Annotated in this window: 10 protein-coding genes; 6 read left to right on the top strand and 4 right to left on the bottom strand. The window is 61.4% G+C overall.

The window, feature by feature from the left end:
• The first annotated feature begins 6 nt into the window (after positions 1-6).
• From ACZ9IU_RS13050 to ACZ9IU_RS13065, 4 genes are all read left to right on the top strand, one after another.
• Complete coding sequence (locus tag ACZ9IU_RS13050) at positions 7-663, top strand: class I SAM-dependent methyltransferase (RefSeq protein ID WP_038549308.1); 657 nt, start codon at positions 7-9, stop codon at positions 661-663.
• 147 nt (positions 664-810) lie between these two features.
• Entirely contained in the window at positions 811-1,596 is a 786-nt protein-coding gene (locus ACZ9IU_RS13055; RefSeq protein ID WP_038549310.1) for a glycoside hydrolase family 25 protein, read from the top strand.
• A 140-nt stretch (positions 1,597-1,736) separates the two neighbouring features.
• On the top strand, positions 1,737-2,939 hold the full coding sequence (locus ACZ9IU_RS13060) for a lytic murein transglycosylase (protein WP_038543563.1): 1,203 nt from the start codon (positions 1,737-1,739) through the stop codon (positions 2,937-2,939).
• A gap of 84 nt (positions 2,940-3,023) precedes the next feature.
• Entirely contained in the window at positions 3,024-3,953 is a 930-nt protein-coding gene (locus tag ACZ9IU_RS13065) for a DMT family transporter (RefSeq protein WP_038543565.1), read from the top strand.
• A gap of 417 nt (positions 3,954-4,370) precedes the next feature.
• Here ACZ9IU_RS13065 and metF read toward each other — a convergent pair whose 3' ends face one another.
• From metF to ettA, 4 genes are all read right to left on the bottom strand, one after another.
• Positions 4,371-5,258, bottom strand: coding sequence for a methylenetetrahydrofolate reductase [NAD(P)H] (gene metF, locus ACZ9IU_RS13070; RefSeq protein WP_038543567.1), 888 nt, complete (start codon positions 5,256-5,258; stop codon positions 4,371-4,373).
• Positions 5,259-5,271: 13 nt separating this feature from the next.
• On the bottom strand, positions 5,272-6,270 hold the full coding sequence (locus ACZ9IU_RS13075) for an ArsR/SmtB family transcription factor (RefSeq protein WP_038543569.1): 999 nt from the start codon (positions 6,268-6,270) through the stop codon (positions 5,272-5,274).
• A gap of 152 nt (positions 6,271-6,422) precedes the next feature.
• Positions 6,423-8,720 carry a methyl-accepting chemotaxis protein gene (locus ACZ9IU_RS13080; RefSeq protein ID WP_038543571.1) on the bottom strand — a complete coding sequence of 766 codons (2,298 nt, stop codon included), beginning with the start codon at positions 8,718-8,720 and terminating at the stop codon, positions 6,423-6,425.
• A gap of 227 nt (positions 8,721-8,947) precedes the next feature.
• The gene (gene ettA / locus ACZ9IU_RS13085) at positions 8,948-10,597 is read right to left on the bottom strand and encodes an energy-dependent translational throttle protein EttA (protein ID WP_038543572.1); all 1,650 of its coding nucleotides are present in this window, start codon (positions 10,595-10,597) and stop codon (positions 8,948-8,950) included.
• Between the two features lie 91 nt (positions 10,598-10,688).
• Here ettA and ACZ9IU_RS13090 point away from each other — a divergent pair, with 91 nt between their 5' ends.
• Positions 10,689-11,627, top strand: a complete 939-nt coding sequence (locus tag ACZ9IU_RS13090) for an alpha/beta fold hydrolase (protein WP_038543574.1) — start codon at positions 10,689-10,691, stop codon at positions 11,625-11,627.
• Positions 11,628-11,708: 81 nt separating this feature from the next.
• Positions 11,709-12,671 carry a DMT family transporter gene (locus ACZ9IU_RS13095; RefSeq protein WP_038543576.1) on the top strand — a complete coding sequence of 321 codons (963 nt, stop codon included), beginning with the start codon at positions 11,709-11,711 and terminating at the stop codon, positions 12,669-12,671.
• Position 12,672: the final 1 nt, after the last annotated feature.

Genomic DNA, 12,672 nt, shown 5'->3' on the forward strand with positions numbered 1-12,672 from the left:
ACGGATATGGCGAACAGCCCCTTGTCCAATGGCCACGCCGAACGCATGGACCGGATGTACCGGTATCAGCGCCATATCTACGACATCACCCGCAAATATTACCTCTTCGGCCGCGACCGGGCGATTGCGGGATTGAATGTTCCGCCGAATGCCTCGCTCCTCGAAGTCGGCTGCGGCACCGGCCGTAACCTCGCCCTCGCTCATAGGCACTACCCGGCGGCAAAGCTTTACGGCCTCGATATCTCCGCCGAGATGCTGGAAAGCGCCCGGGCCAACTTCCGCGGCAAGCCGGTCACCCCGGAATTTCGGGTCACCGATGCGACAAGTTTCAAAGCGGAGGAATTCGGCACGACCGGCTTCGACCGCATCCTGATCTCCTACGCGTTATCGATGATTCCCGATTGGGAAAAGGCGGTCGAAGCCTCGCTTGCGGCGCTTTCGCCGCATGGTTCGCTGCACATCGTCGACTTCGGCCAACAGGAACGGCTGCCGGGCTGGTTCGGGCGGTTTTTGAAGGCGTGGCTCATGCGTTTCCACGTCACGCCGCGGCCGAACCTGCACGACGTGCTCGAAAGCAAGCTTGCCGACGCTGACGCCGATATGATCTTCGAGGAAATCGGCGGGGGCTACGCGTGGCACGCCGTCATCCGCCGCCGGCGCTGAATCCCGGCGCTTCCTGACGTTTGAAGCTGGAATTCCTCTTGCCCTAACTGATTTTTTACGACGTTATGGTGAATATGGAGTTCACGCCTCCCTGTTTCGCGTCGAACGGGGCAAGAGGCTTCCACATCGACACCACACGGGATGTTCATGCCTCGGCTCCTTCTGGCCCTCCTTGCGACCGCGTTCCTTGCCACGGGATGCACATCCTCAAGCTATGACCTGATGGAAACGTCATCGGTCAAGAAAATGCGGTTCAAGGACAGCGACCCGCAGGATTTCGGCAAGAACCACCCAGGCCTGCACGAGATCCACGGCATCGACGTCTCCAAGTGGAACGGTACGGATATCGACTGGCCGGCCGTGAAGAAGGCTGGAATAGCCTTCGTCTTCATCAAGGCGACCGAAGGCAGGGATCGCATCGATCCGACCTTCGAGCTGAACTGGCGAGGTGCCGCGTCGGCCGGCATTCCTTACGCTCCCTACCATTTCTATTATTTCTGCTCGACGGCCGACGAACAGGCCGATTGGTTCATCAACAATGTGCCCAAGGATGCGGTAAAGCTGCCGCCGGTCCTCGATATGGAATGGAACCAGGCTTCGCCGACCTGCAAGACCCGTCCCGATCCCGAAACAGTGCGTGCATCGATGCAGCGCTTCATGGACCGTCTCGAGGCCTATTACGGCAAGCGTCCGATCATCTATACGTCGGTGGATTTCCACCGGGACAATCTGGTCGGCGCCTTCAGCAACTATCATTTCTGGCTCCGCGCCGTGGCGCAGCATCCCACCAAGATCTACCCGGATCGCCGCTGGGCCTTCTGGCAGTATACTTCGACAGGCATCGTTCCGGGCATCAAGGGTGAGATGGATATCAACGTCTTTGCGGGCACGTCCAAGAACTGGCATAACTGGATTGCGGCGGTGAACAAGTAACTCCGTTCGCAGGGCGAACAGGTGTCTGGCAATGTGTGAGCAGTTGCGATAAAAACTGCGCCACCAGAGCTGTCGCCCATGTTTCGGTCACAAAATTTTCCGAGATCAGGCGGCGCTTACTCAGATTCTAGGAACGCCGAATGTCCGCTCGCTTTGCCCGCCGCCTCGCCCTCGCCTCCGTCATCACCAGCTGCCTCGCCTCCACCGCTCTCGCCCAGACCCCGGCTCCCGCCTGCGGCGGCGATCTCGGCGCCTTCCTGAACAGCGTCAAGGCGGAAGCCATTTCCAAGGGCGCATCGGCAAGTGCGGCGGATGAAGCACTCGCCGGCGCGCAGATCGACCAGAAGGTCTTGTCTCGCGACCGGGCCCAGGGTGTCTTCCGACAGACCTTCATTGAATTCTCGCAGCGCACCGTCAGCCAGGCCCGCCTCGATATCGGCCGCCAGAAGATCAAGCAGTATGCGGACGTCTTTGCCCGCGCCGAAAAGGAATTCGGCGTGCCGCCAGGCGTGATTACCGCCTTCTGGGCCATGGAGACCGATTTCGGCGCCGTCCAGGGCGATTTCAACACCCGCAACGCCCTGGTGACGCTTTCGCACGACTGCCGCCGTCCGGAACTTTTTCGCCCGCAGCTGATCGCCCTGATCGAGATGGTCCAGCACGGCGATCTCAATCCTTCCACCAACACGGGTGCATGGGCCGGCGAGATCGGCCAGGTGCAGATGCTTCCCAAGGATATCGTCGCGCACGGCGTCGACGGTGACGGCGATGGCCATGTCAACGTCAAGACCAGTTCTCCGGACGCCATCCTGACAGCCGCCAAGTTCATCCAGAGCATGGGCTTCAAACCCGGCCAGCCCTGGATGCAGGAAGTGACGCTGCCCGAGAACCTGCCTTGGGACAAGTCCGGCCTCGGCAACGAAATCCCGGCAAGCGAATGGTTCAAGCTGGGCGTCGTCCCGCGCGACGGCGTAACCAATTTCGGCAACCTGCCCGCAGCCCTCATCCTGCCGCAGGGCCGCAAGGGACCGACCTTCCTCACCTATCCGAACTTCAACATCTATCTGGAATGGAACCAGTCGTTCATCTACACGACTTCGGCCGCCTATTTCGCAACCCGGCTTTCCGGCGCTCCGACCTATCAGAAGGGCACGCCGGACCAGGGTCTCGACGATACCGGCATGAAGGCGCTGCAGACCAAGCTCGAAGCGCTCGGCCACGATATCGGCAAGGTCGACGGCATCCTCGGATCGGGTACGCGCCAGGCCGTCCAGAAGGAACAGGCACGCCTCGGCCTGCCGGCCGACGGCTGGCCGACCCAGGGCCTGCTCTCCGCGCTCTGAAATTCAATCGCCACCCGGCGAAAACGGGTGGCGACTCGTGGATCATCGGGATATCCCTTCGCCTTGACCGCGAGGAGATTTCGCATGACAACCGCCGCCATTTCGAAACCCGGCGCCGTGGCATGGGCGCTGATCCTGCTGCTCGGGCTGATCTGGGGCGGGTCCTTCTTCTTCGCGCGCGTAGCGGTCTTGGAAGTTCCGCCCTTCACGCTCGTTTTCCTGCGCCTGTTTCTGGCGGCGCTGGCGCTCCATATCTACCTGCACGGTCGCTTCGAGCTCTATGCGACGCTTCACACCCATTGGCGCTCGTTTCTGGTGATGGGCTTTATCAACAACGCCCTGCCCCACACGCTGATCTTCTTCGGCCAGACCGAGATCGGCGCCGGGCTTGCCTCGATCCTCAACGCGACAACGCCGATCTGGACCGTTCTTATCGCCAATCGCTGGACCACTGACGAGAAACTGACACCCGCAAAAATCGCCGGCTGCCTGACGGGATTTGCCGGTACGGCCGTGCTCATCGGTCCCGGCGTCACGGCGGCCGCCTCCGTGCCGTTCTGGGCGCTAATCTTGCCTATCCTTGCGGCAATCTCCTACGGCGTGGCCGGTACCTACGGAAAACGTTTCCGCGGCCTGCCGGCACCTGTCAGCGCCACCGGACAGCTTACGGCCTCCAGCCTGATCATGCTGCCCGTGTCGCTCTTCGCCGACCAGCCCTGGGTACTGCCCGCCCCGTCGACGCACGCCGTTCTTGCGATTCTTGCCCTGGCGCTCCTGTCGACCGCCTTCGCCTATCTTCTCTATTTTCGCATTCTCGCGCTGGCGGGTGCAACGAACGCGTCTCTGGTCACACTCGTCGTGCCTCCGAGCGCTATCCTTCTCGGCGCGCTTTTCCTCGGCGAAAGGTTGGAGGCGACCGACCTGATCGGCATGCTGCTGATCGGCTTCGGCCTCGTTCTGCTCGATGGAAGGCTTCTTCGCAGACGCAGCAATGTGGCATCGAGAGCGCCGTAACGGGGCGAAACCATCACGGAATATGTCAGAAGTTAACAGCCGTACACGGCTTTTTAACTTTGCGGAAATTAAGATTAACGGATGGTTTATTAATAAAAATCAGTGACTTGCACGATCCTTTCCGGCGTAAGGCGAATAGGCGCACGGCACTGCAGCATCGAAAGACGCTTCCCAACCGGCACAAAACCGACATAAAGTCTGCCCGTCAACGCAAGGAGGCAGACATGGGACGTACATACTCTCTCAATGTCTTGGTAGTCGGTGCAGCGTTTGTGTTTGTGGCATCCATGCTCTTCATTTGAGCGCCACCAGTTCCACTACCAGTTCAAAATATCGCATCCACGACCGTTTGATAATCAGCACTTCCGGTGAAAACGCATGCTCCTTTCGTAGGAGCATGCGTTTTTTTCAATGCGCTCAGGCAGCGGCAATACGCGGCGTGCGTATCTGCCGGCGGCCGAGCCGGTGCAGGACGGCGGATACGAGCGGTGCGCGGTTCATCGTGTAGATGTGGAAGTCGCCAAGTCCGCGGCGGATCAGGTCTTCGATCTGTTCGGCCGCGATATCGGCGGCGACCTTGGCGCGATCCTCGGGCTTGTCGTCCAGCCCTTCGAAACGAGCATCCAGGAAGGACGGAACCGAGGAACCGCAGCGGCCGGCGAAACGCTTGAGCTGGGTCAGGTTCTGGATCGGCATGATGCCCGGCACGATCGGGATCGAGATGCCGGCGGCGCGCACCTTTTCGAGGTAACGTTCAAAAACGTCGTTGTCGAAGAAGAACTGGGTCAGTGCCCGGGCAGCGCCGACATCCGCCTTGCGCTTCAGCATTTCGATGTCTGCGGCAAGATCGGTGCTTTCCGGATGTTTCTCGGGATAGGCGGAGACGGAAATGTCGAAGCCGCCGAGCTCGGTCAATCCGCGCACCAGGTCTGCCGCATTGGCATAACCCTCCGGATGCGGACGATACTCGGTGCCGACACCGCTCGCCGGATCGCCGCGCAGGGCAACGATATGGCGGATGCCGGCGGCGCGATATTCGCTGACCACCGAATGGGTTTCTTCGTGCGTGGCGTCGACGCAGGTCAGATGTGCGGCGGTCGCAAGCGAGGTCTCTCCGACCAGTCGGCGCACCGTATTGATCGTTGGCGCCTTGGTCGAACCGCCCGCACCATAGGTGACCGAAACGAACCTCGGGTCCCAGAGCGCCAGTTCATCGACCGTATCCCAAAGCTGGCCCTCCATCTCGTCCGACTTCGGCGGAAAGAATTCGAAGGAAACGCTGAAAGTTTCGCTATCGGCGGTCATTGGTTCAGCTCCCTTAAAGAACGGTTTGCGATTGGGCGGAGGCGTGATGGGCAGCAATCAGCAGGCGGCGGTCGCGGGCAAGCCAGACGGTGGCCGTAAGCCCGCCTTCCTTGCCCGAACCCAGATCGATTGCCTGCTCGACTTCAAGACCCACCTTCTCGAGCCATTCCGCCATCACCTGATGGGAAAAGCCGAGACGCACATGGGCATGGTCGTTGCGCAGGTATTCGAGCGTATGCGGTGCGAGATCGACGATCAGCAGGCGGCCGCCCGGACGCAGCACGCGAGCTGCCTCGGCGATCGCCAGTTCCGGCTGGTCGAGGAAGTGCAGCACCTGATGAACGGTAATCAGGTCGAAATCCTGGCCTTCGAGCGGCAGGTTGAGAATGTCGCCGTGTCGGACGGACGCCTTGACGATTCCGGCCCTGTCGAGATTGGAGCGGGCGACCGATAGCATGTCGCGGCTCGCATCGATGCCAACGGCGCGACGGTAGATGTTGGACAGAAGCTGGAGAATCCAGCCGGTGCCGGTGCCAAGATCGAGAAGCGCATCGACCGGCGTCGTGCCGATCAGCTTGAGGAGCGCCGACTCGACAGCCGCGTCGCTGATATGCAGGCGGCGAAGCTCGTCCCATTCGGACGCGTTGCGGCTGAAATAGGCCTGAGCGCGTTCGGCATGCAGGCGCTTGACCATCGTCAGCCGCTCGCTGTCCCGAAGCAGGACCGGATCCTCCTCCGAGGCTGCGGCGAGCAGCGTCCTCACCAGCGTTGCCGCCTTGCCTTCCTGCTTCAGCCGGAAATAGGCCCAGGCGCCTTCCTGATAGCGATCGATCAGCGCTTCCTCGGCAAGCAGCTTCAGATGCCGTGAGATGCGCGGCTGCGACTGACCCAGGATTTCGGTAAGATCGGTGACGGTCAGGTCCCCGGCAGCGAGAAGCGCGAGCAGGCGGAAGCGCGTCGGCTCGCCCGCCGTTTTCAGTACGTCCACCAGGGTGTCGAGCGCCAATCCCATTCAGCCGCATCCTTACGCAATCAAGATATAAAGATATGTTTATATCGTTTTGCCGTTCTATGCAAGCGGCAACTGATGGATCAGGGAAGGATCGACCAAAACGCAGAAGGCGGCCGAAGCCGCCCTCTTAAGTTTTCTTGGTGCCAGGAAGATCAGAATTCTTCCCACTCGTCGGTCGATTGTGCGAGAGCCGTATTTCCGCGGGAAACCGGAGCGCGGGCCGGCGCCGGCCGGGTGGGGGCAGCGGCGACCGGGCGTGAGACCGGAGCCGCCGGTGCGCGCATACGGCTTGCCGTCTCGCGAAGCTGGCCCGAGGGGCTGCCGCCGAGCTGGAAGTGCGACAGCAGATCGCTGAGCTTGCCGCTTTCCTGGGCAAGGCCCGCGCCGGCGGCGTTCATCTCTTCGACCATGGCGGCATTCTGCTGGGTCGACTGGTCCATGTGATTGACGGCGGTATTGACCTGCGCAAGGCCGACCGACTGTTCCTGCGCTGCGATCGCGATCGCATCCATATGACTGTTGACGGTCTGGACGAGCTGTTCGATGACGCTGAGCCCCTCGCCGGTCTCGCTGACGAGCTTGACGCCCTCGCCGACGGCAACCGCCGAGTTGGAGATCAGCGACTTGATTTCCTTGGCGGCGTTCGCCGAGCGCTGGGCGAGTTCGCGGACTTCCTGTGCGACGACCGCAAAGCCCTTGCCGGCCTCGCCGGCTCGCGCTGCCTCGACGCCCGCGTTAAGGGCGAGAAGGTTGGTCTGGAAAGCGATCTCATCGATGACGCCGATGATCTGGCCGATCTGCTGCGACGATTTCTCGATCCGTTCCATGGCAGAAACTGCGTTGCGGACGACCTGGCCCGACTGGTCGGCCCGTGTCCGGGCATCTCGGACGACGTCGCGGGCTTCGCCGGTGCGCTTCGACGTGGCGACCACGTTGGCGGTGATTTCTTCGAGTGCTGCGGCTGTTTCTTCCAGCGAAGCAGCCTGCTGCTCGGTGCGCTTCGACAGGTTGTCGGATGCGTCGGAAATCTCCCGCGAACCGCTGGTGACGGTGGAAACCGAATTGCCGACGCTGAGCAGCGCGTCGCGCAGCTGGCGGACCGAGGTATTGAAGTCGTGGCGCAGGCCTTCGAATTGCGGCGCCAAGGCTTCGTTCACTTCGCAGAGCATGTCGCCGGCGGCAAGACGGCGAAGATTGGCGGCAAGCGCGCCGGTCGCCTGCGTCAGCTTCGCCTCGGCATCCGCCTCGCTCTGGCGCTGCATTTCGATGCGCTCGGCTTCCGAGCGGCGGCGGGTAGCTTCTGCCTCAGCTTCCAATTGAAGATTGCGGATCGCGGCTTCACGGAAAACCTCGACCGAGCGGGCCATGGCGCCGATTTCGTCCCTGCGATCCGAATAAGGGATCGCCTCTTCGGTATTGCCGGACGCAAGACTTGCCATCCGGTCGCCGATCTTGCGGATCGAGCCGGACAGGCTGCGGGCAATGATCACGCTGAGCGCGATGACGGCCAAGATGAAGATCGAGAGTGAGCCAAAAAGTACCTGCAGGCTGGACGCCGCGTCGGAAGATTTCTGATCGCCCAACGCTTTCAATTCGCTCGCAGCCTGGGCGATGATGCCGGAGGTGAAGGTGCGACGGTTCTCCATCGCGCGCGCCCAGGCGCTATAGTCGTCGGCGGCCGGCGTATAGGGCTTCAGGCTGTCGAGCGCCTTCATCGTATTGGTGATCAACTGACCGTCGGGCGTCTGGAAATAAGCGTCGTACTGCGCGATCAACTTGGGGGACAGGAAAGCGCGCATCGGTTTTTCATAAAGCCGGACCTGCTGCCGTCCCTGCATGAAACGGGCGGCCTCCTCAACGGTCAATGCACCGTTCTTGGTGTATTGCTGCCCCATCCGGTTGACGATGACGTAGCCGTTGCTGAGCTGGACAAGCGCGTGAAAGCCGTCGACATAGCGCGCCAGCGCGCGGTCCTCGGTCAGGCCGCCGACGCGGCCGATGATATCCAGCGTCTTTTCCGAAACCGGCGTCACGTATTGCGCAGACAGAAGCTGGTTTGTGTCCCCGCTATCGATCTTGGCACGATATTCCGGCATCCGCAGGAAGCGTTCATCCACTGCTGCGACAAGCTCGCGCAAGCTGGCCTCGCCGTAACCCTGCGCATCAATGACCTTATACTGGTTCACGAGCCGCTTCTCTGCCGCATCCACGCTCGCACGGGCCTGGGGCCGCTGCGCCACGGAACCAAAGCTTTCTTCCGGAATGGCGTTCATCAGCTCGCCGCCGGCAAGCGCCAGGCTCTCAAGAGCGATCGCACGGTTCAGCTCCCGGTACTGGTTGTAGGATTCCCAGCTGGCGAACGCGCCGAGCCCAATCACGGCCAGGAGCGGAACGGAAGCAAGAAGCGTCAACGATGTACGGAAAGGCAAACGTTCGATCAAACGCAGCATGAATAAAACCCTCTGAAACGGGCCGTCATCATGACAGCGTCAAGACCCAGGCGGACATGGTCTCCCTGGGGCGGGAAAATGCGCCGGGAATCTTTGCGATTGTCTTTATCGGGCTAGGTTAAAAATACCCATAATTTTGGGGGTTCGGATTTTAGCTTTTGTTAACTTCATCCAAAAGAAAACCCCGGCAGAACCGGGGTTTTTACTTTAGGCAAAACTAAAAAAACTTAACGTGTCAGACGCTTGTGGGCCTGGCTGCCCGGGTTGAGGGCATCGGGGCCGAGTCGGCGGACCTTGTCCTGCTCATAGTCCTCAAAATTGCCTTCGAACCATTCCACATGGCCGTCGCCTTCGAAGGCGAGAATATGCGTCGCCAGGCGGTCGAGGAACATGCGATCGTGGCTGATGATGATCGCGCAGCCGGCAAAGTTTTCCAGCGCGCTTTCGAGCGCACCCAGCGTTTCCGTATCGAGGTCGTTGGTCGGTTCGTCGAGGAGCAGAACGTTGCCGCCGGCCTTCAGCATCTTGGCAAGGTGAACGCGGTTACGCTGGCCGCCCGAGAGGTTGCCGACCTTCTGCTGCTGGTCGCCGCCCTTGAAGTTGAAGGCGCCGCAATAGGCACGGGAGTTCATGTCGAACTTGCCGAGCTTGATGATTTCGGCGCCGCCCGAGATTTCCTCCCAGACGGTCTTGTTGCCGTCGAGCGCATCACGGCTCTGGTCGACATAACCGAGATGGACGGTCTCGCCGATGCGCACCGAACCCGCATCCGGCGTCTCCTGACCGGTAATCATCCGGAACAGCGTCGTCTTGCCGGCGCCGTTCGGGCCGATGATGCCGACGATGCCGCCCGGCGGAAGCTTGATCGACAGGTCGTTGATCAGCGTGCGGCCCTCAAAGCCCTTGGTGATGCCTTCCATCTCGATGACCACCTGGCCGAGACGCTCGCTGACCGGGATGATGATCTGCGCGTCGCCGGGGCGCTGTTTGTCGGCGGCTTCCACCAGCTGTTCGTAGGACTTGATACGCGCCTTGGATTTTGCCTGGCGCGCCTTCGGGCTGGACGCGATCCATTCCTGTTCGCGGGAAATTGCCTTCTGGCGGCCGGCTTCTTCGCGGTTTTCCTGCTGCATGCGCTTGGCTTTTGCGAGCAGGTAGGCCGAGTAATTGCCTTCGTAAGGAATGCCGCGGCCGCGGTCGAGCTCCAGAATCCAGCCGGTGACGTTGTCGAGGAAGTAGCGATCGTGGGTGATCATCATCACGGCGCCCGGATAGTCGCGCAGGTGCTTTTCGAGCCAGGCGATGGTTTCGGCGTCCAGATGGTTGGTCGGTTCGTCGAGCAGCAGCAGATCCGGCTGCGACAGCAGGAGCCGGCAGAGAGCGACGCGGCGGCGTTCACCACCCGACAGGCTGGTGACTTCCGAATCGCGCGGCGGGCAGCGCAGCGCTTCCATCGCCATCTCGACTTGGCTTTCCAGGTCCCACAGGTTCTGGCTGTCGATGACATCCTGAAGCTTGGCGCCCTCGTCGGCGGTCTCGTCGGAATAGTTCATCATCAGTTCGTTGTATCGGTCGAGGACGGCCGTCTTCTTGGCGACGCCTTCCATGACGTTCTCGAAGACGGTCTTGGACGCATCGAGATGCGGTTCCTGTTCGAGATAGCCGACGGTCGCGCCTTCGGCGAGCCAGGCTTCGCCGGTATATTCCTTGTCCTGACCGGCGATGATGCGCAGCACGGTCGACTTACCGGCGCCGTTCGGGCCGAGAATACCGATCTTGGCATCCGGGTAGAAAGACAGATTGACGTTCTCGAGGATTTTCTTGGCGCCGTAGGACTTGTTGAGTCCCGACATGTGATAGATGAACTGACGTGCCATGGATAAAAGTGCTCCGGGGGGAATTTCGGTTTGCCGCTATGTAGGCGAATTGGTGGCCGGGAGCAATGCGCGAACGGTCGAGGGAGCGAGGATGTTCGACGAAACGAGGCGGTTTAAGAGCCCGACAGGCGCAAACCTTGCCTATCATTACGAGCCGGCGGCCGAGCCGGCGCATGCCATCCTGCTGATCTCGCACGGGCTTGCCGAGCATTCCAGGCGCTACAGGGGTTTCGCCGAGGCGATGGCCGGCCACGGCTTCCATGTCTATGCTTTCGACCATCGCGGTCACGGCGAAACGACGGTTCCGGACGCACCGATCGGCCGCTTTGCTCGGCACGACGGCGTCAGCCTGGTGCTCGAAGATGTCAAGGCCATGCGCGACATGGCGGCGGGCGCCCATCCCGGCCTGCCGGCTCTGCTCTTCGGCCATTCCATGGGCGGGCTGATCGCGCTCAATGCCGCCGTGGATCATCCCGACAGCTTTAATGCCGTAGCGGTCTGGAATTCCAACTTCCATCCAGGTCCGGCTGGCCGCGCGGCGCAGGTGATCCTGCGCATCGAAAAGGCTTTGAAAGGCTCGGACGTGCCGAGCGGGCTTCTGCCGAAACTCACTTTTGGCGCCTGGGGGAAATCCATTGCCGGCCACCGCACGGAATTCGACTGGCTGAGCCATGACCGGGATATCGTCGATGCCTATATCGCCGATCCCTTGTGCGGTTTCGACGCCAGCGTCTCCTTATGGCTCGATCTCTTCGAACTCACGTTTCGCGCCCCGAAACTCATCGATCGGCTGGCGAAAACCCTGCCGATCCACCTGATCGGCGGCGCCGAGGATCCGGCGACCAATGGCGGCCGTGAGATCCTGTGGCTTTCCGAGCATTTCAAGCGCAACGGCTTTTCGAACGTCACCACCAAGATCTGGCCGGGCACCCGCCACGAAACGCTGAACGATACGGTGCGGGCCCGCGCCACCGCCGAATTCGCCGCCTGGGCCCGGGCCGCTCTGCCCATGCCCGCGGCCGCCCTCTGAACCGGGCCTACTCATCAAACGGAATGAGTTCATGACATTTAATCAAGTGCTTCCGGGACCGGTCCCGGCTATAGGAAATCGATGAGTTCGTCGTCCGCAAGCCTTGCCGCATCAGCCCCGAACCGGATCGTCAACGGCCTCGGCCTGATGATCGTTGCGATGCTGATCGCCCCGTTCATCGACGTCTTTTCGAAGCTTGCGACCGATACCGCGTCGCCCACGTTCATCACTGCCGCGCGCTTCGTTTTCCAGGCACTCTGCATGCTGCCGATCGTGCTCTGGAACGGATATTGGCGGACGTTCTCCTGGCGTCTCAGCGCCTTCCATGCGATCCGCGCGAGCCTCATCACGCTCTCCATGGTCTGCTTCGTGGCGACCCTGGCAGTCATGGAGGTGGCCGATGCCATCGCCATCTTCTTCGTCGAACCGATCATCCTCACCGTCCTCTCCAGCATCTTCCTCAAGGAGACCATCGGCTGGCGGCGTTATACCGCCTGCGCGGCCGGCTTCGTCGGCGCCATGATCGTCATCCGCCCGAGCTTCCAAGAGATCGGCTTCGTGGCACTGCTGCCGATCGTCACCGCCTTCTGCGTAGCGATCTTCGCGATCCTGACGCGGGCGCTGGCGCATCGCGAAGATCCCTGGTCGATGCAGTTCCAGATGGCGCTCTGGGGAATTCCGATCTCCGCCATCCTGCTTTTTGTCGGCGACCGGACCGGCATCGCCTTCCTGGCGCCCTCCATGCCGGATTGGAAGACCCTGCTGTGGCTCGCGGGCGTCGGCGCCTTCGCAGCCCTGTCGGGCATCCTTGCCGTCTACGCCTATCGCGCCGCACCGGCGTCCGTGATTGCGCCCCTGCAATATTTCGAGATCGTCTCGGCAACGCTGTTCGGCTGGCTGGTCTTCGGCGACTTCCCCGATCCGGTCAAATGGCTCGGCATTTCGATCATCATCGGCTCCGGCCTCTACATCATCTGGCGGGAACGCCGCGTTGCCTCCATGAAGCCGGTAACCAGCGCCGCCAAATCAACCGTGATCCCGTGAC

Source organism: Mesorhizobium sp. USDA 4132, assembly GCF_056279545.1.

Coding starts and splice junctions, on each gene's coding strand:
- ACZ9IU_RS13090 (WP_038543574.1), top strand. CDS start 10,689: ATGTTCGACGAAACGAGGCGGTTTAAGAGCCCGACAGGCGCAAACCTT.
- ACZ9IU_RS13060 (WP_038543563.1), top strand. CDS start 1,737: ATGTCCGCTCGCTTTGCCCGCCGCCTCGCCCTCGCCTCCGTCATCACC.
- ACZ9IU_RS13095 (WP_038543576.1), top strand. CDS start 11,709: ATGAGTTCGTCGTCCGCAAGCCTTGCCGCATCAGCCCCGAACCGGATC.
- ACZ9IU_RS13055 (WP_038549310.1), top strand. CDS start 811: ATGCCTCGGCTCCTTCTGGCCCTCCTTGCGACCGCGTTCCTTGCCACG.
- ACZ9IU_RS13075 (WP_038543569.1), bottom strand. CDS start 6,270: ATGGGATTGGCGCTCGACACCCTGGTGGACGTACTGAAAACGGCGGGC.
- ACZ9IU_RS13065 (WP_038543565.1), top strand. CDS start 3,024: ATGACAACCGCCGCCATTTCGAAACCCGGCGCCGTGGCATGGGCGCTG.
- ettA (WP_038543572.1), bottom strand. CDS start 10,597: ATGGCACGTCAGTTCATCTATCACATGTCGGGACTCAACAAGTCCTAC.
- metF (WP_038543567.1), bottom strand. CDS start 5,258: ATGACCGCCGATAGCGAAACTTTCAGCGTTTCCTTCGAATTCTTTCCG.
- ACZ9IU_RS13050 (WP_038549308.1), top strand. CDS start 7: ATGGCGAACAGCCCCTTGTCCAATGGCCACGCCGAACGCATGGACCGG.
- ACZ9IU_RS13080 (WP_038543571.1), bottom strand. CDS start 8,720: ATGCTGCGTTTGATCGAACGTTTGCCTTTCCGTACATCGTTGACGCTT.